The organism is Streptomyces sp. NPDC003456 (assembly GCF_042878735.1).
Classification (GTDB): Bacteria; Actinomycetota; Actinomycetes; order Streptomycetales; family Streptomycetaceae; genus Streptomyces.
Window position 1 is genome coordinate 167,738 of record NZ_JBIAOK010000001.1, and the last position, 17,862, is coordinate 185,599.

Below are 17,862 nucleotides of genomic sequence, written 5' to 3' on the forward strand. Positions count from 1 at the left end.
ACGGGAGATGGCAGTGATGACGGGCGTGACGGGCGCGCAGGCCGACGATCTCACGCGGTGCGCGGTGCTCTTCGAGGCCGCCGACCCGCCGCGCGCCGGCACGGTGGTGTTCTGGGACCCGCCGGGCGGGCCGGCGCGGCCGGTGGACGGGGAGACGGGTGCCGTGGACGTCGTCACCGTCGAGGACGGCACGCCCGTCACCCGTACCGTCGCGGCCGTCCGGCTGCCGGTCGCCGACGCGCTGCCGGTGCTGGCCCGCGCCGCCCGGCCGGACTCGGGCGCCCATCCGGCGGCCGCGTTCTGGGGCGTGGCGGCGGGGATCGCCCTGCACCTGGCGGCCCGGGAGCGGCTGCTGCCCGGCGTCACACCGGGCGGCTACGACGCCTGGCGGACCGGCCCGCTGGATCTGGACGACGTGCGGCGGGTGCGAGAACTGGCCGGTGCCGCGCCGCCCGAGGCCTACGCCGCCGCCCTGGCGGGCAGCAGGGGCGCCGCGGTGCGGATGGCCGAACCGGAGGGCCTGGTCCGGGAGTTCCTGAACGCCGTCGCGGACACACTGCCGCGCACGCCGGCCGCGCACGCGGCGACCGGCCGGGCGGCGTTCGCCGCCGTCGAGCCCCAGCACGTGCCCCGGTTGCGGGCCTGGGCGGAGGAGATCTCGGCGGGGCTCGACTCGGGCGTGCGGGTGTCCCTGCGGGTGGAGCTCGCGGGGGCCGGCGAGGAGACCGGCGGCGGGCCGGACGGCGGGGGCACCGGCGGCGACCGCGCTCCCGGCGGCCCGCCCGAGCTGCGCCTCGTTCCCCGCGCCCACAGCCTGGCCGACCCGACCCTGGCGCTCGACGCGGGCGAGCTGTTCGAGAGTGCCGACCACGCCCTGGGCCCGCGCGCCCAGGCCGACACCGTACGGGCCGTGCGCCGGGCCGCGAGCGTGTGGCAACCGCTGGAGCGGCTGCTGCCCGTCCCGCGCGCCCTGGCCCTGTCCGACCGGGACGTCACCGACCTGCTGGACGACGGCGCGGCCCGGCTGCGCGCCCACGGCATCGACGTGCTCTGGCCCGGGGACGCCCACCGCTCGCCGACCGCCCGCGCCGTCCTCGGCGCCGGCCTCGCGCCGCCCGCCGACATGCGCTCCTTCTTCCGCGGTGACGGCACCGTCGACCTGTGCTGGCAACTCGAACTCGACGGTGAACCGCTGACCGACGAGGAGCGGACTCAGGTCGCCACGGGGCGGCCCGTCGTACGGCTGCGGGGCGACTGGGCCCTGGTCGGCGCGGGCCTGGCCCGCAAGGCGCGCGAGCCGAAGGTGGCCTCGCTCACCGCGATCGAGGCGCTCGCCGTCGCACTGACCGGTCACGCGCGGGCCGGCACCGAGCAGGTGCCGGTGGCTCCCACCCCCTGGCTGCTGGCGCTGCGCGCCCGCCTCGCCGACCCGGACGGCGGCGGGGAACCCGTCCGCCAGCCCGCCGCGCTCGCCGCCACGCTGCGCGACTACCAGTTGCGCGGACTGCGCTGGCTGGACCGGATGACGTCGCTGGGCCTGGGCGGCTGCCTCGCCGACGACATGGGCCTGGGCAAGACCGTCCAGCTGATCGCGCTGCACCTGCTGCGCCAGGACCACGCGGACACGCGCGGTCCGACGCTCGTCGTCTGCCCCGCGTCGCTGATGGGCAACTGGCAGCGGGAGGTGGGCAGGTTCGCCCCCGGCACGGCCGTGCGCCGCTATCACGGCCCGGGGCGCGGTCTGGACGGCGCGGACACCGGGTTCGTCCTGACCACGTACGGCACGATGCGGCTCGATGCGGACAGGCTCGCCGGGCACCGCTGGGGCATGGTCGTCGCCGACGAGGCCCAGCACGTGAAGAACCCGCACTCGGGCACCGCGAAGGCGCTGCGGCTGATCCCCGCCGACGCGAGGATCGCGCTCACCGGTACACCGGTCGAGAACAGCCTCTCCGAGCTGTGGGCGGTCCTGGACTGGACGACGCCCGGACTGCTCGGCGGGTACGGCGAGTTCCGCCGCCGCTGGATGGCGCCCGTCGAGGCCGAGCGCGCCGAGGGCACCGGGGAGCACTCCACGGCCCGGCGGCTGGCCGGACTGGTCCGCCCGTTCCTGCTGCGCCGGCGCAAGTCCGACCCGGGGATCGCGCCGGAACTGCCGCCCAAGACCGAGACGGACCGGCCGGTCTCGCTCACCGACGAGCAGTCCGCCCTGTACCGCGGGCAGGTGAAGGAGGTGATGGCCCGGATCCGCGGCAGCGAGGGCATCGCCCGCAACGGCTTGGTCCTGAAGCTGCTCACCGGGCTGAAGCAGATCTGCAACCATCCCGCCCAGTTCCTCAAGGAGGAGAACGCGGCGCTCACGGGCCGCTCCGGAAAGCTGGAACTGCTCGACGAACTCCTCGGCACGATCCTCGCCGAGGACGGGGCCGCGCTGGTGTTCACGCAGTACGTCGCCATGGCACGGCTGCTGGAGCGGCATCTGCGCGAGCGGGGCGTTCCCGCGCAGCTGCTGCACGGCGGGACGCCCGTGGCCCGGCGCGAGGAGCTGGTGCAGCGCTTCCAGGACGGCGAGGTACCGGTGTTCCTGCTGTCGCTGAAGGCGGCGGGCACCGGCCTGAACCTCACCCGGGCCGATCACGTCGTGCACTACGACCGCTGGTGGAACCCGGCGGTGGAGGCCCAGGCCACCGACCGTGCCTACCGCATCGGTCAGACCAAGCCGGTGCAGGTGCACCGGCTGATCGCCGAGGGGACCGTGGAGGACCGCATCGCCGCGCTGCTGGAGTCGAAGAAGGAGCTGGCGGACGCGGTTCTCGGCACCGGCGAGCAGAGGCTGACGGAGCTGACCGACGACGAGCTGGCCGGCCTGGTCGAGCTGAGGAGCGAGTGATGGCCGAAGCACAGGACCGGGGTGCCCGGGGCTTTCCCGCCTTCGCCGCCCGCAAGGGCGGCCGCGCCCGCGGCCAGTCGTTCTGGGCCAGGGCCTGGACCGGGGCCGTGGAGGAGACCTGGCCGGAGGAGGAGCCGCTGAAGAAGGGGCGGTCCTTCGCCCGCAGCGGGCGGATCGGCCCGATCACCGTCAGCCCGGGGCGGATCTCGGCGGAGGTGTACGGGGGCGAGGACGCGTACACGACCGTGGTGACGCTGCGGGAACTGGACGACCAGGAGTGGGACCTGCTGTGGGAGAAGACCGCCGGCCGGCCGGCCGAGACGGAGGCCCTGCTGGCGGGTGAGCTCCCCGAGGACCTCCTGGAGGCCGGGGAGGACGCCCGGGTGGGGCTTCTGCCCGGGTACGGCGATCTGGACGCGGACTGCGACTGCGACGCCCTCGACCATCCGTGTCCGCATGCCACGGCCCTGTGCTACCAGGTGTCGTGGCTGCTGGACGCGGACCCGTGGCTGCTGATGCTCGCGCGGGGCAGGGACGCCGGCGAGGCGGTGGAGGAGCTGAAGGCCGAGCTGCTGCTGCGCGCCATGACGGACCTGGACGGCCCGGACGAGCCGGACGGCACGGACGGCGCAGCAGGGGAATCCGAGGGAGCCGGGGAGTCCGGGCGGTCCGGGGACTCCGGCTCCGTGGCGAACGGCCCGCTGCCCGGGATGGACCCGGTCGCCGCGTGGGCCCGGAACCCGTCGGCGCTGCCCGCCCTGCCGCCGCTGCCCGCCGCGCCGGCCGCCACCGGCGAGCCGGTCACCGGCATCGAGGCCGACCCGCTGGAGCAGCTGGTCGCCGACGCGGCCGTGCGGGCCCGGTCCCTGCTGGCGTACGCCCTGGGGCTGACCGCCGAGCCGGCTCCGCCCCTCGGCCTGTGGCAGGACACCGTGCGCATCGCCGCCGTCCACCCGGATCCCCGGGTCGCGCAGCGGCTGCGCGAGACCTGCGGCAGGCCGCCGCAGGAGCTGGACCGCGCGGTCGCTGCCTGGCGCACCGGCGGGGCCGCGGGCCTGGAGGTACTGGAGCACGTCTGGTCGCCGTCCGCGCAGGAGACGGCCCGGGCGCGGGCCGTGCTCCTCGCGGGCTGGGAGGCCCAGGAGCTGCCGGAACTGGAGGTCCGGGACAACCACTGGACGTCCGCCGCGCAGGGCATCCAGGTGCGCCTGGGCCGGGACGGGCGGTGGTACCCCTACCGCCGCCGGCCGGACGGGTGGTGGCCGGCCGGGCCGCCGCACAGCGACCCCTCGGACGTGCTCGTGGAGCTGGCCGACGGCTGAGACAGCCGCACCGGGGCCCCGTCACCAGGGTGGTGACGGGGCCCCGCGCGTGCCGCGGTCCCCTCCCCGTGGGGCCGCACGCGGTACGGGTGCACGGTGCAGCGGTAATCCATCGATGCTCCAGAGCGCGCCAGCATGATCGGGACCGACGCTGCGGAACGCGTGGCGACGGGGAGACGGGGAGGGGCCTTGAGCGTCAGCGCAGGCACGGTGCCCGGGACGTCGGCGGGCAGCACGACACGCCGCCACACCCTGCTCGACGGCCTCCTCGGACAGGCGCGACGGGCTCCGCACGCTACGGCGCTGGTGTGGCGGGACGAGGAGATCAGCTACGGGGCGCTGCTGCACCGCGCGGCCCGCGAGCGCGACCGCCTCGCACGCCTGCCGGGCGACGCCCCGGTGGCCGTTCCCGCCGTGAAGTCCCCGGCGACCATCGCCCTGGTCCTGGCCTGCCTGCTGGAGCGGCGTCCGGTGCTGCTGCCCGCCGCCACGCTCGGGCAGGACGCCCTGGACCGGCTGTACGCACAGGCCGGGGCACGTCAGGTGCTGCGGCCGTGCGAGCCTGCCGGGCTCCCGGACGCGGGCACCCCGGCGCCCCCCGCGCCTGCCACCGGCCTCCCGGCCCTGCTGCTCACCACCTCCGGCTCCACCGGACTGCCGAAGATCGTCCCGCTCGGCGCGGGAGCCGTCGACGCCTTCACCGGCTGGGCGGCCGGGGCCTTCGGCATCGGCCCGGACACGGTGGTGCTCAACTACGCGCCGCTCAACTTCGATCTGTGCCTGCTCGACGTCTGGGCCACCCTCGCCCACGGCGGCCGCGTCGTCCTCGTCGACCCCGATCACGCCCTGGACGGCCCCCGCCTGCTCGGCCTCCTGGTGCGCCACCGGGTCGAGGTCGTGCAGGCCGTACCCATGTTCTTCCGGCTGCTCGCCGACGCCGCGGACGGCGCCGGGACGGTCCTGCCCCACGTGCGGCACGCCATGGTCACCGGCGACGCCGTCCCCGGGCCGCTGCTCGCCCGGCTGCCCGCCCTGCTGCCCGCCGCCCGGCTGCACAACGTCTACGGGTGCACCGAGACCAACGACAGCTTCGTGCACGAGGTGTCCGCCGAGGAGGCCGCGGGCGGCGGCCCGTTGCCGCTGGGCCGGCCGCTGCCGGGCGTCGACGCGCTCGTCGTCACGGCCGGCGGGGTCCCGCTGGACGGCCCCGGCACCGGTGAACTGCTCGTCTCCACACCGTTCCAGACGCCCGGCTACCTGGGAGCCGCGGCCGCCGCGCAGGTCTTCGTGCCGCATCCCGCGCACGACGACGGCCGGCGCTACTTCCGCACCGGCGACCTGGTCCGCCGGCGGGCGGACGGCTCCCTCTTCCTCGAGGGACGCACGGACTTCCAGGTCAAGACACGCGGGGTGCGGGTCAACGCCCAGGAGGTGGAGCAGGTCCTGCTCGGCCACGGCGAGGTCACCGAGGCCGCCGTCCTGGCCCTGCCCGACCCGGTGGCCGGACGGCTGCTCCACGCGGTCGTCCGGCGTGCGCCGGGGTCGGCCCTCAACAGCCTGACGCTGCGCGGGCACCTCGCCCGCCGGCTGCCCCGGGCGGCCGTCCCCTCCAGCCTGCGGATCGTCGACGCTCCGCTGCCCAGGACCTCCACCGGCAAGGTCGACCGCGACCGGGTCGCTTCTGCCCACTTCACCAAGGAGAACTGACATGCAGTACACCCAGGCCGTCAAGGAGTTCATCGTCGGGGAGTTCCTGCCGGACGTGCGCGCGGACGAGCTGGCCGACGACCTCGACCTCATGGCGGGCGGTGTCATCGACAGTCTCGGGCTGCTCAAGGTGATCGCCTGGCTGGAGGACCGCCACGGGGTCGACACGGACGCGGTCGACCTCGACCCGGAGGCCTTCACCTCCGTCGCGGCGATCGCCGCGTTCCTCGCGGACGCGCCGCGCGAGCACGCGGGGGCCGCGTAGCCATGCACGAGGCCGTCGTCTCGCTCATCGGCCGGGACCGTCCCGTGGAGCTCCCGGTGTGGCGGTCCTTCTGGGACGACCTGCACACCGGTGACCTGCGCCGCGGCGAGGCCACGGCACTGCTCGCCTCCCTGTCCACCCGGATGCCCGAGCGGGCCACGCTGGTCGCGCTCCTGGACTCGCTGGCCGAGCGCCGGCCGGCCCGCCCGGCGGACGCGTTCGCCGGCGCGGTCAACATCGTCGGCACCGGTGGAGGGCCGCGTACGTTCAACATCTCCACGGCGGCCGCCTTCGTGGCCGCGGCGATGGGCGTCAGGGTCGTCAAGACCGGCTCCCGGGCCTGGACCAGCGGCTGCGGCTCCCTCGACCTGCTCCAGGAACTCGGCATCGAGCCGGCCACGTCGTACGAGCACGCCCAAGAGGCCCTCCGGCGCCACGGCATCGCCTTCGCCGGGACCTTCGTGTACCCGGCGGAGATCGCGCTGCTCGCCCGGGCCGTCGTACCGCTGGACCTGCGCCGGCTGGGGCCGGTCGTCAACACGCTCGGCCCGTTCCTGGCCGACGTGCCGGTGCGCGCCCAGGTGACCGGGGTGTCCCGCCCCGAGGCGCTGCGGATGCTGCGGCACGCGGCCGAGCACGTCTCCCGCGCCACGGGCCGTACGGTGTGGCTGGCCGACAACGACGCCGGCGCCGACGAACTGCTCGCCTTCACCGTCAACCGGGTGCTGGCGTACGAGTCGGGCGGCGAGGAGGAGTTCACGCTCTCTCCCGGGGCGCTGGGACTGGGTGCCGGCCGCATGGCGGACCTGGCCCCGGCAAAGGCCGGGGTGCGGGGTGCCGCGGACCTCTTCACGGACGTGCTGTCGGGGCGCGGCGGCCCGGCGGCGACGCAGACCGTCTGCCTCAACGCCGCCGGGCTCGCCGTCGCGGGCCGGCTCACCGGCGACTGGCACGAGGCGCTGCGCGCCGCGCACGCCACGCTGCACGACGGCTCGGCGCTCGCGCTGGTCGACCGGCTGCGCACGCGGGAGGCGGCCCATGCCTGAAGGTCCCCTGACCGTCTCCCCCGGACCGGCGCACGTGCCCACTCCCCCGCCCCTGTCGGGACTGGCCCCGGCCGCGGTGCCGGGCGTGGCGGCGCTGTGCCTGGCCTCCTGCCGCGACGGGGCCGACGCGTCCCCGCCGTCCGCCGCGCCGGCCCCGCGTTCGGGGTTCTTCGCCCGACGGCGGCCCGGGCGGCCGGGGCTGGCGGTGTTCGTCAACGCCGGCGACCCGCCGCTCGCACGGCTGCCGGAACTCGCCGCGATGCTCGACGACAGCGACGTCGACTGCCTCGAACTGGCCGTGCCGTTCCCCGACTCGGTCACCGACGGTCCGGTGATCCGCCGCTCCGCGGACCGGGCGCTGGCCGGCGGGGTGACCTGCGAGGCCGTGCTCGCCGCGGTGGCGGCCGTCCGGCCCGGGCTGCGCCGGCTGCGGATCGCCCTCCTCGCGGACTGGAGCCACACCGTCCGGGACCGTGACCTGGGCGACTTCGCGCGCGCCGTCGCCGGCGCCGGCTGTGACGGACTGCTGCTGCACGGACTGCCGCCCCGGCTGCGGACCGCCCACCACGAGGCCGCCCGCCTGGCCGGGCTGCCGCTGGTCACCACCTGCTACGCCGTGTCCGGCCCGGCCACCGTGGCCGAAGCCGCCGCACGCGCCTCCGCCTACCTGTACCTGGTCGCCCACTACGGCCGCAGCGGCACCACCGCCGCACCGGACCGCGACCGGCTCGCCAGGACCCTCGCCACGCTGCGCGCCACCACCCGCGCGCCGGTCGCCGTCGGCTTCGGCATCCGTACCCGGGCCGACATCGCCGCGCTGGAGGAGCTGGGCGCGGACGCCGCCGTCGTCGGCAGTGCCGGCGTGGCCCGCATCGAACAGGCCCTGACCCGACGGCGTGACCCCGTGGAGGAGTTCGCCTCCTTCGTGGCGGAACTGCGCCGCCCGATCGCCCCGAACCGCACCGACGAAGGATGGGACAGATGATCGTTCGCAGGCTCGACAGCGTCCGTTGCGTCGACTGGGGCAACGGCCTCAGCCGCCGTTTCCTCACCGAGTCGGACGGCCTGGGCTACACCGTCACCGACACCATCGTGCGGGCCGGCACCAAGTCACGGCTGGAGTACCGCCGTCACCTGGAGGCCTGCTACTGCATCGAGGGGAGCGGAGAGATCGTCGACATGAGCGGCAACTCCCACCCCATCACCCCGGGCACCCTCTACGCCCTCGACCAGCACGACGCGCACTGGCTGGTCGCCGACCCGGACCAGGACCTGCGCCTGGTGTGCATGTTCACCCCGGCGCTGCGCGGCGACGAGAGCCACAACCTCGACGCGTCCGGCTTCTCCCAGTACTGATGATCACCTGGACCGACGACCAGCGGCGTCTGCGCGAGGCTCTGGCTCCGCTGCTGGACAAGCTCAACGACGGGCACCTCGAGCGTGACGCCGACGCCGCCTTCCCCCGTGCGCAGTGGGACCTGCTGCGCACGACGGGGATCCTCGGCCTGCCCTTCGAGGAGCAGTGGGGCGGCCTCGGTCAGGACCTGCTGACCACGATGTACGTCCTGGAAGGCCTGGGCCGGGGCTGCCGCGACGCGGGGCTGAACTTCTCCGTCTGCAGCCACCTGGTCAGCACCGGGGTGCCCCTGCACCGTTTCGGCTCGCGGGAGCTGAAGGAGCGCTACCTGCCCGGGCTGTGCTCCGGCGACCTGATCGGGGCCCACGCCATCAGCGAACCCGACAGCGGTTCGGACGCGCTGGCGATGCGGACCCGGGCCGAACGGGACGGTGACCACTTCGTCCTCACCGGGGGCAAGGCCTTCGTCAGCAACGGCCCCGTCGCCGACGTGATCACCGTCTACGCCCGCACCAGCGACCGTCCCGGACCGCTGAGCGTCACCGCGTTCCTCGTGGACCGCGACACGCCGGGCCTGTCCGTGGGACGGCCGGTCGCGAAGATGGGGCTGCGCACCTCTCCGCTGTGCGAGCTGTACCTCGACCAGTGCCGGGTCCCGGCCGCGCAGGTCGTCGGCCGGCCCGGCGGCGGCTTCCTGGTCCTGGACCATGTGATGCGCTGGGAGATCCTGTGCTCCTTCGTCATCAACGCCGGGGAGATGCGCGACCGCGTCGAGCGGTGCGCGGAGTACGCCCGCACCCGTACCCAGTTCGGGCAGCCCATCGGCTCCTACCAGGCGGTGTCCCACAAGATCGTGGACATGGAGATCGGGGTGGAGAGCGCCCGGCACTGGCTGTACGCGGCCGCCCGCAAGATGGCCGCCGGGGAGAACGTCACCCGCGACATCGCGATCGCCAAACTCGTCACCAGCGAGGCCAACGTCGCCTCCGCGCTCGCCGCCGTGCAGATCTTCGGCGGCAACGGCTACATGGCCGAGTACGGCATCGAGAAGGAGCTGCGCAACGCGGTGGCCGGGACCATCTACTCGGGCACCTCCGAGATCCAGCGCAACCGCCTCGCCTCGCTGCTCGGCCTCTGAGCCCCGACACCCGACGGAAGCGGAACACACCATCATGACCGCCCTGGCAGCAACCGAGTTCATCGACCATCACAGCCCCGAGGTGCGGGAGTTCGTCCACCGGGCCCTGCCGGCCACCGCGGCCACCCCGACCGAGCGGGCGGTGGCCCTCTACTACGCCGTACGGGACGGCATCCGCTACGAGGTCTACGGCGCCGACCTCTCCCGCGAGGGCCTGCGCGCCGGCAGCGTCGTGCGCGCCGGCTCCGGGATGTGCCTGCACAAGTCGGTGCTGTACACGGCCGCGCTGCGCTCCCTCGGCATCCCGGCCCGCCTGGTCCTGACCGACGTGCGCAACCATCTCGCGTCCGATCGGCTCAAGCGGCTGCTGGGCGGGGACGTGTTCCACCAGCACGGCCTGACCGCGCTCCGGCTGGACGGCCGGTGGGTGAGGGCCACCCCGGTCTTCAACAAGACCCTGTGCCGTCTGTACCGGATGGCACCCCTCGACTTCGACGGCACCGCCGACAGTCTCCACCACCCCTTCGACCTGAAGGGCCGGCGCCAGATGGAGTTCCTGCGCGAGCACGGCGAGTTCGACGACTTCCCCTACGACTTCGTGATCGCCGGCCTGCGGGCCGCGCATCCCCGGCTGTTCGCGGGCGAGGCGGCACGGTTCGCGGAAGGCTCGCTCGAGCGCGAGGCGGCGGCCTAGTGCTGGTCAAGTTCTGCGGGGCCACGACCGGCGCCGAGGTGCGGGGCGTCGCCGCGGCGGGCGCGGACCTCGTCGGACTGTGGCACGGCGTCCCGGGCGGGCCTGCCGACCTGTCCGCGCGGCGGCTGGCGGAGCTGGCGGCCGAGGCGCGGGCCACGGGACGGCTGGAGGCCGTACTGGTCACCTTCGGCTCCGACGCCGGGGCGCTGGCCCCGCTCACCGGCGGTGCCGGGCCGTCGTGGGTCCAGCTGCACGGGTACCAGCCGCCGGCCACGGTGCGTGCGCTGCGCGCGCTCGTCCCGGACGACGTACGCATCGTCAAGGTCCTGCACGTGCGGGGCGGGCGCTGTGTGGAGGCGCCGTTGATCGGCGCGTACGAACGGGCCGGCACGGACTGCTTCCTCCTCGACGCGGTCACCGCCGGCGGACGGGTCGGCAGCACCGCGGTGAGCCTGGACGCCGACACGGTGACGGCGCTGGCCGACCGCATGGCGCGTCCCTTCCTGCTCGCGGGCGGCCTGCGCGCGGACAACCGGGACCGGTTCGCCGCAGCCGTCGCCCATCCCCGTTTCCTCGGCATCGACGTGGACTCCGCCGCGCGGGGCGGGGACGGGCTGCTCGACCCGGCCGGTGCGGCGGCCGTCACCCGTGCCTGGAGGCCGTGCGTGACACACGGCGGAGCGCCGGACGCACCGTCCGGGACGGTGCCGGCGACAGTGCCGGGAGGGACGCCGTGAGCGCAGACTTCGCCGGGGCGCTGCGATCTGCGGCGCGTCCTGTGGTCATGGAGGTCAAGCGGCGGTCCGCGGACGGCACCGACCTGCTGGGCCCGCGCACGGTGGCCGAGGTCGTCGCCCGGTACGAGGAGGCCGGGGCGCCGTGCGTCTCGGTGGTCACGGGCCGCTGGTTCGGCGGGAGCGAGGAGCTGCTGGGCGAGGTCGCCGCGCTCACCTCCCTGCCGCTGCTGCGCAAGGACTTCATCACCAGCCGGCGGCAGCTGGAGCGCAGCCGTCGACTCGGCGCCCACGCGGTCCTGCTGACCGTGAAGCTGTTGCCCGCCGACGTCCTGGCACGGCTGGTGGACCATGCGCTCGGCCTGGGGCTGACCCCGTTCGTGGAGATCGCCGACGCGGCGGAGGCGGCCTGCGTCCCGCGGGCGCAGGAGTGCGTGGTCGCCGTCAACAACAAGGACATCGCCACCCGTGAGCGGTCGCCCGGCGACCTCGGCCGCAGCAGCGCTCTGCTGGCCCCCGTCCTGGGCACCGGCACCCGCTGCGCGGTCAGCGCCAGCGGTATCGCCGACCCCGCCGACGCGGCACGGCTGCTCGACTGCGGATTCCAGGGCCTGCTCATCGGTACCGGGCTGCTGCGCGCGCCGAGCCCGGAGCAGTGGTGTGCGGCCCTGGACGCCGCACGCGGGTGTCCCCCGTCCGGCCCGGGTGTCACGCGGTCCGCGTGAGCGGACCCCGACGGGCCCGGCCCCCTGTCGGGGCCGGGCCCGTCGGGGTCCGGGCGGGCGGTCAGGCGCGGCGGGTGCGCGCCGTGGCACGGCGGCCTCGCGCCGTGCGGCCCCACGGCTTGTACACGGAGATCACCGCCGCGGCCGTGAGCAGGGCGAACAGCAGCGGCACACTCCACACCAGGAAGTCCGCCGGCCAGCCGGGGCGCGGCGGGGCGCCGCCCGCCTCCGCGGTGTTCTCGGTGGCCTCCATGACGATCGGGTGGATGACGAACCACGCGAAGATCGTCATGAAGAGGGTGATGACCCACTTGGCGACGATCCACCAGTGCAGCAGCAGTCCCCACGCCGTGCCGCAGGACAGCAGGATGCCGGAGAGGGCCGCGGTGATGCTGAACACCGTGACGGCGGTGTCGTCGAACACGTACATCGCGTAGTACACGCCCTTGGCGACCGCCGCGTCGTCCGTGGTGTACCCCATGAGGGCCAGGACGGCCATGGACAGCGACAGGCCGACCCAGCCGACGGAGGTGACGACGTGGATCGCCAGGGTGAGTCTGCGCGCGCGGCGGCTGAGTTCGAATCGCTTGTTCTTCTTCCGGTCCTTCCCGGCCGTCTGCTTGCTGGTGTTCCCGGGCGCGGTCGTGCCCTCGGTGTGCCGGCGCTCGGCGCTCTGGGGAGCGGACAAAACGCAGCCTCGCCTTCGTCCTCGGAGGAGTTGGTCGAACCGATGCTTCCGTGTGCCGCTCGAGGCGGGCTGGAGGCGGTCCACCGCCTCTCCGGGCATCCTCCAGCGCTGTTCCCGACGCTGGGCAGCATGCAACCGGCCAACGAACTCGTGGAGCAGGCGTGACAGTTCTGGTGACAGGCGCAACAGGATCGGTCGGCCGTCATGTGGTCGAGGGGCTCGTGGCCGCGGGTGTTCCGGTGCGCGCGCTGACGCGCACTCCGGCCACCGCCGGCCTGCCGAAGGCCGTCGAGGTCTTCGAGGGTGACCTCACCCGCCCCGAGACGCTGCGCGCGGCGCTGCACGGCGTGGACGGTCTCTATCTCTTCCCGGTCCCGGAGACGGCCCGCGAGGTCGTCGCCGCGGCCAAGGACGCCGGCGTGCGCCGTGTCGTCGTCCTGTCGTCCTCCTCCGTGCTGGACGAGTCCGGCGACAACCACAGCGGTGAGTACCACCGTGCCGTGGAGCGGGCCGTGGAGGAGTCCGGTCTCGCCTGGACGTTCGTCCGTCCCGACGAGTTCGCCACGAACGTCCTGTGGAAGTGGGGGCACGCGATCCGCACCGAGGGTGTGGTGCGCGCCCCCTACGGCGACGCCCCGCGCGTCCTCGTGCACGAGGCGGACGTGGCCGCCGTGGCGGTGGCCGCGCTGCTGGAGGACGGTCACACGGGCCAGGCGTACGTGCTGACCGGCCCCGAGGCGATCACCCAGGCCGACCAGGTTCGGGCGATCGCCCGGGCGCTGGGGCAGGAGATCGGGTTCGAGGAGATCACCGCCGACGAGGCACGGGTGCTGATGGGCCGGGCGATGCCGGCGCCGGTCGTGGAGATGGTGCTCGGCTATCTGGCCGACGCCCTCGTCCACCCGCCCGCGGTCGTGGACACCGTCGAGCGCGTCACGGGCGTGCCCGCCCGGACCTTCGCCCGGTGGGCCGTCGACCACGCCGGCGACTTCGCGGCCGCACCCGAGGAGCGGGCCGCGTGAGCGCCGAAGCGGGCACCGCGCTGGACAGTGCCACGGTCAGCATGACGGGCAGCGGCGAGCCCGAGGAGCGGTTGGTCACCGTCCGCGAGGCGGTCCCCTCCGCGGGCCGCGGCAAGGTCGTGGTGCGTGTCGAGGCGGCGGGCGTGTCCTTCGCCGAGGTGCAGATGCTCCGGCACCTGCACCCCTTCCCGCCGCGCTTCCCGTTCGTGCCCGGCTACGACCTGGTGGGACGGATCACCGAGATCGGCGAGGGCGTCACCGGCTGGCGGGTGGGCGACCGCATCGCCGCCATGCCCCGCTACGGGGCCTGGGCCCAGTACGTGGAGACACCGGCCGCGCACCTGGCACCGGTGCCCGAGGAACTGGACGCCGCCGAGGCCGTCGCGCTGGTCACCAACGGGGTGACCGCCTGTCAGATGCTGGACCGGCTGACCGCCCTGGCGCCGGGCGACACCGTCCTGGTGCACGGGGCGAGCGGTGGCGTGGGCTCGCTGCTCACCCAGCTCGCGGTGCACCGGGGGCTGCGGGTCATCGGCACGGCGTCGCCGGCCAAGCACGCGGCGGTGCGCGCGCTGGGCGCCGAGCCCCTCGACTACCGCGCCCCCGACCTGCGGTCGGCGGTGCTCCGGCTGGCGCCGGGGGGCGTGCGCGCGGTCTTCGACCACATCGGCGGCCGTGGCCTGGACGACGGCTGGGCGATGCTCGCCGAGGGAGGCACGCTGGTGTCCTTCGACTCGTCCGTCGCCGGATACCGCCCGGGGCAGTGGTTCCGCCCGCACGTCCCGGCGCTGCTGCGTACGGGCCGGCGCTTCGTGGCCCGCCTGCTGGGGCTGACCGGCGGTCGCCGGATGACGATGTACTACGTCAAGCCGGGCCCCGCCTTCAACGCCGCCCTGGACACGCTGTACGGGCTGCTGGCCGAGGGCGTGCTGAAACCGGGCATCGCGCAGCGGCACCCGCTGGACGGGGCGGCCGTCGCCCTGCGGCAGCTGCTCGACGGGAGCTCCGTCGGCAAGCACGTCCTCGTCCCCTGACCCCTGCCCCCGTGGAACCCGCCGATCGCCTCCTGCCCGGGCGGATCCTCTCCCGACCACCAAGAAGGAAGTCATCATGTCCACCACGCTGACCGAGCGGTCCGTCCAGGAGCGCAACAAGGAGATCGCACTCGACTGCGCCGCCGCCTGGAACCGCTGGGAGCTGGACGGCATCATCAGGCACTGGTCCCCGGACATCCGGCACTTCTCCGAGGACCGCGAGGTCGACACCCAGCAGATGATCGGCGCGATGCGGGGCGGCCTGGCCGCCTTCCCCGACCTCCACCTGGACGTGCGCAGTGCCGTCTCCGAGGGCGACCGCGTGATCCTGCGCATCACCGTGACGGCCACCCACCTGGGCGAGTTCCTCGGCAAGGCCCCGACGGGCCGGAAGGTCACCTGGTTCATGCTGGAGGAGCTGCGCTTCGACGACGCGGGCCGGATCATCGAGCACTACGACGTCTTCAACTACCTGCCCATGCTCAAGGAGCTGGAGTTCGTCCCCGCGGACGTGCTGTGAGCACCGGCACGTCCACGACCGGAGCGGCCGAGGTCGCCGACGGGGTGTACGCCTTCGTGCAGCCTGACGGCGGCTGGTGCCTGAACAACGCGGGCCTGGTCGTCGGTGACGCGGGCGCCGGCGTGCTCGTCGACACCGCGGCGACCGAGGCGCGGGCGCGGCGGCTGCGCGCCGAGGTGCTGCGCCGTACGCCGACGCCGCCGCGCACACTGGTCAACACGCACTTCCACGGCGACCACACGTTCGGCAACCACCTCTTCCCGGAGGCCGTGGTCGTCGCGCACGAACGCACGCGTTCCGACATGGCCGCCGCGGGGCTGCACCTGACGTCGCTGTGGCCGGACGTGTGCTGGGGCGACATCGAACTGGCGCTTCCCGAGGTCACCTTCCGCGACTCCCTGACCCTGCACGCCGACGGTGTGCGGGTGGAGCTGCTGCATCTCGGCCCGGCCGCGCACACCACCAGCGACACTGTGGTGTGGCTGCCCGAGCAGCGGGTGCTGTTCACCGGTGACCTGGTGATGTCCGGGGTCACGCCGTTCTGCGTGATGGGGTCGGTCAGCGGCTCCCTGGCCGCCCTGGAGCGCATGCGCCGGCTGGAGCCGCTGGTGGTCGTGCCCGGTCACGGCCCGGTCGGCGGCCCCGAGGCGCTCGACGCCGACGCGGCCTACTTCCGCTGGCTGCGGGAGCTGGCACGGCAGGGCGTGGCCGAGGGGATGACCCCGCTGGAGCTGGCCCGCGCCACCGGCCCCGGCCCCTTCGCGGACCTGCTGGACGCCGAGCGGCTGGTGCCGAACCTGCACCGGGCCTACGCGGAGGAGCAGGGGGCCACCCCGGGGCAGGCGCTGGACGTTCCGGCGCTGTTCCGGGAGATGACCGCGTACCACGGCGGACTGCCGGTCTGCCGGGCCTAGGAGACGCACGGGTGAGGGGCGGAAACCGCTGTCGCAGCGGTTTCCGCCCCTCACCCGTGGGGGGTCGGACGGTCACACGTCGATGCTCTTCAGGAACGTCGCGAACGTCTGCAGCCCCGGGTGCTCGGCACGCAGCGCGGCGATGTCCGCGCGGTAGCCGTGCTCCTGGAACCACTCGAACATCAGGGCGATCTCGGGGGCGTTGGGGATGTACGGGTCGGCCGCCACCGCGTCGAGCGGCAGCTCCTCGAACCTGGCCGGCAGCCCGCTGCGGGCCGCGAACGCCCCGGCGACCTCCGCGGCCGTCAGCTCGTCGCCCGCCAGCTCGACCGCCCGGCCCAGGTACTCCTGCGGCCGGTCGAAAGCCTGTGCCGCGAAGTAGCCGATGTCGTCCACGGCGATGAACTGCACCCGCGTGTCCGGCTTCAGGGCCAGCCGCACCACCAGCGTCCCCTCGACGTTCTGCGGGCCGTGGGCGGCGAAGTTGTCCATGAAGAACGCCGGGCGCAGCACCGTCGTCGGCACGCCCAGTTCCTTCAGGTACCGCTCGATGTGCCGCTTGGAGTCGAAGTGCGGGACGCCGCTGTGCCGTTCGGCCCCGCCCACCGAGCTGTACACGACGTGGGCGACCCCGGCGGCCTTCGCCGCCCGGGCCACCGCCCGGCCCTGCCGGACCTCGCCGCCCAGGCCGAGCGGCGTCATGAAGTTCTGCACGGAGAAGACCCCGTGCACCCCCTGCATGGCCGCCCGCAGCGACGCCTCGTCGTTCAAGTCCCCGGTGATCAGCCGCGCGCCGAGCGCGGCGAGCGCACGGGCCCCCTGCGACTGCGGGTCGCGCACCAGCGCGGCCGTGTCCCGGCCGCGCCGCAGCAGTTCCCGCGCGGTGGCGCCGCCCTGCAGACCGGTCGCCCCGATCACCAGGATCGGGCCGTTCCCGTCGGTCGTCGTCATGTCGTACGCCTTTCTCAGCCGAACAGCGCGGCGTTGGCAGCCGCCCAGGCCCGGTAGGGACGGGGGTCGCGGCCGGTGAGGTCCTTCACGGCCGTGGTGGGCGTGGCCCAGGGCACCTCGGGGCTGTGCAGCGCGGCCACGTTGGTGACGGCCGCCGGGCGGTCGCCGGTGATGCCCGCGAAGACGTTCACGACCTCCTCCTGCGGCGCGACGGAGAAGCTCAGTTCCCGGCCGAGGACGTCACCGAGGATGCGGGCCTGCTCCTCGGAGGTGAGGACCTCGCCGCCGGTCAGGAGGTAGGCCTTGCCGCGGTGGCCGTCCCGCGTGAGGGCGGCGACGGCGCAGGAGGCGATGTCGTACTCGTCGATGGGCGCGCCGGGGTTGTTGCCGATCCAGCAGCGCACCGAGTCGCTCTCGCGGACGGTCCTGATCCACCACGAGGTGTTGGCGTGGAAGGGGCCGGGTCGCAGGAAGGTGGTGGCGGCACCGGACGCGGTGATCGCCTCCTCCCCCGCCCGGTGTTCCTCGGCGATGCCGTGGGGCAGCGGGTGCAGGACACCGGCCGACGACAGGAACACGATGTGCTCGACCTGCGCTTCGGCGGCGGCCTCGGCGACGTTGCGGGCCTCCCCCGCGACGTCGCCGGAGAGCACCACCAGCGCCGCGGTGACGCCGGCGAAGGCGCTCTTCAGGGACCAGGGGTCGGCCGGGCTGCCGGCCACCACCTCGACCCCCTCGGGCAGCCCGGCCTCCTCGGGCTTGCGGCTCAGGGCCCTGACCTCGAGGCCGAGGCCGACGAGTTGCTCGATGGCCTCGCGGCCGACCTTCCCGGTCGCTCCGGTGACGAGGATCATG

At 74.5% G+C, this 17,862-nt stretch carries 18 protein-coding genes; 15 read left to right on the forward strand and 3 right to left on the reverse strand.

The annotated features are described in order from the left end of the window. The first annotated feature begins 7 nt into the window (after positions 1-7). From ACFYWG_RS00410 to ACFYWG_RS00460, 11 genes are all read left to right on the forward strand, one after another. Positions 8-2,890, forward strand: a complete 2,883-nt coding sequence (locus ACFYWG_RS00410; RefSeq protein ID WP_389198235.1) for an SNF2-related protein — start codon at positions 8-10, stop codon at positions 2,888-2,890. Further along, positions 2,890-4,212, forward strand: coding sequence for a hypothetical protein (locus tag ACFYWG_RS00415; protein ID WP_389198237.1), 1,323 nt, complete (start codon positions 2,890-2,892; stop codon positions 4,210-4,212). The genes ACFYWG_RS00410 and ACFYWG_RS00415 overlap by 1 nt, the downstream gene beginning before the upstream one ends. A gap of 189 nt (positions 4,213-4,401) precedes the next feature. Then, positions 4,402-5,919: an AMP-binding protein gene (locus tag ACFYWG_RS00420; RefSeq protein WP_389198239.1), complete on the forward strand. Its 1,518-nt coding sequence runs from the start codon at positions 4,402-4,404 to the stop codon at positions 5,917-5,919. A gap of 1 nt (position 5,920) precedes the next feature. Then, positions 5,921-6,184: an acyl carrier protein gene (locus tag ACFYWG_RS00425; RefSeq protein WP_389198241.1), complete on the forward strand. Its 264-nt coding sequence runs from the start codon at positions 5,921-5,923 to the stop codon at positions 6,182-6,184. A 2-nt stretch (positions 6,185-6,186) separates the two neighbouring features. Continuing rightward, positions 6,187-7,230 carry an anthranilate phosphoribosyltransferase gene (locus ACFYWG_RS00430; protein WP_389198243.1) on the forward strand — a complete coding sequence of 348 codons (1,044 nt, stop codon included), beginning with the start codon at positions 6,187-6,189 and terminating at the stop codon, positions 7,228-7,230. Further along, entirely contained in the window at positions 7,223-8,215 is a 993-nt protein-coding gene (gene trpA / locus ACFYWG_RS00435; RefSeq protein WP_389198245.1) for a tryptophan synthase subunit alpha, read from the forward strand. The genes ACFYWG_RS00430 and trpA overlap by 8 nt, the downstream gene beginning before the upstream one ends. Further along, positions 8,212-8,586 (forward strand): ectoine synthase, encoded by a 375-nt coding sequence (locus ACFYWG_RS00440; RefSeq protein ID WP_389198247.1) that lies wholly within the window; start codon positions 8,212-8,214, stop codon positions 8,584-8,586. The genes trpA and ACFYWG_RS00440 overlap by 4 nt, the downstream gene beginning before the upstream one ends. Further along, positions 8,586-9,725 (forward strand): acyl-CoA dehydrogenase family protein, encoded by a 1,140-nt coding sequence (locus tag ACFYWG_RS00445; RefSeq protein ID WP_389198249.1) that lies wholly within the window; start codon positions 8,586-8,588, stop codon positions 9,723-9,725. The genes ACFYWG_RS00440 and ACFYWG_RS00445 overlap by 1 nt, the downstream gene beginning before the upstream one ends. Positions 9,726-9,759: 34 nt before the next feature. Continuing rightward, a complete protein-coding gene (locus ACFYWG_RS00450) occupies positions 9,760-10,419 on the forward strand; it encodes a transglutaminase family protein (protein ID WP_389198251.1) in 660 nt (219 codons plus the stop codon). Further along, positions 10,419-11,156, forward strand: coding sequence for an N-(5'-phosphoribosyl)anthranilate isomerase (locus tag ACFYWG_RS00455; RefSeq protein ID WP_389198253.1), 738 nt, complete (start codon positions 10,419-10,421; stop codon positions 11,154-11,156). The genes ACFYWG_RS00450 and ACFYWG_RS00455 overlap by 1 nt, the downstream gene beginning before the upstream one ends. Further along, positions 11,153-11,878 carry an indole-3-glycerol-phosphate synthase gene (locus ACFYWG_RS00460; protein ID WP_389198255.1) on the forward strand — a complete coding sequence of 242 codons (726 nt, stop codon included), beginning with the start codon at positions 11,153-11,155 and terminating at the stop codon, positions 11,876-11,878. The genes ACFYWG_RS00455 and ACFYWG_RS00460 overlap by 4 nt, the downstream gene beginning before the upstream one ends. A 61-nt stretch (positions 11,879-11,939) precedes the next feature. Here ACFYWG_RS00460 and ACFYWG_RS00465 read toward each other — a convergent pair whose 3' ends face one another. Next, positions 11,940-12,566 (reverse strand): DUF2269 domain-containing protein, encoded by a 627-nt coding sequence (locus ACFYWG_RS00465; protein ID WP_389198257.1) that lies wholly within the window; start codon positions 12,564-12,566, stop codon positions 11,940-11,942. A gap of 161 nt (positions 12,567-12,727) precedes the next feature. Here ACFYWG_RS00465 and ACFYWG_RS00470 point away from each other — a divergent pair, with 161 nt between their 5' ends. The 4 genes from ACFYWG_RS00470 to ACFYWG_RS00485 all read left to right on the forward strand — a co-directional run bounded on the left by ACFYWG_RS00470 (position 12,728) and on the right by ACFYWG_RS00485 (position 16,056). After that, on the forward strand, positions 12,728-13,588 hold the full coding sequence (locus ACFYWG_RS00470) for an NAD(P)H-binding protein (RefSeq protein WP_389198259.1): 861 nt from the start codon (positions 12,728-12,730) through the stop codon (positions 13,586-13,588). Then, positions 13,585-14,622, forward strand: coding sequence for an alcohol dehydrogenase catalytic domain-containing protein (locus ACFYWG_RS00475; RefSeq protein ID WP_389198261.1), 1,038 nt, complete (start codon positions 13,585-13,587; stop codon positions 14,620-14,622). Before ACFYWG_RS00470 ends, ACFYWG_RS00475 begins: the two co-directional genes overlap by 4 nt. 76 nt (positions 14,623-14,698) lie before the next feature. Further along, entirely contained in the window at positions 14,699-15,142 is a 444-nt protein-coding gene (locus tag ACFYWG_RS00480; RefSeq protein WP_389198263.1) for an ester cyclase, read from the forward strand. Further along, entirely contained in the window at positions 15,139-16,056 is a 918-nt protein-coding gene (locus ACFYWG_RS00485; RefSeq protein WP_389198266.1) for an MBL fold metallo-hydrolase, read from the forward strand. The genes ACFYWG_RS00480 and ACFYWG_RS00485 overlap by 4 nt, the downstream gene beginning before the upstream one ends. A 72-nt stretch (positions 16,057-16,128) precedes the next feature. Here the strand turns inward: ACFYWG_RS00485 and ACFYWG_RS00490 are convergent, their stop codons facing one another. Then, complete coding sequence (locus ACFYWG_RS00490; RefSeq protein ID WP_389198268.1) at positions 16,129-17,007, reverse strand: NmrA/HSCARG family protein; 879 nt, start codon at positions 17,005-17,007, stop codon at positions 16,129-16,131. Positions 17,008-17,021: 14 nt separating this feature from the next. Continuing rightward, a complete protein-coding gene (locus ACFYWG_RS00495; RefSeq protein WP_389198270.1) occupies positions 17,022-17,861 on the reverse strand; it encodes an SDR family oxidoreductase in 840 nt (279 codons plus the stop codon). Position 17,862 lies beyond the last annotated feature (1 nt).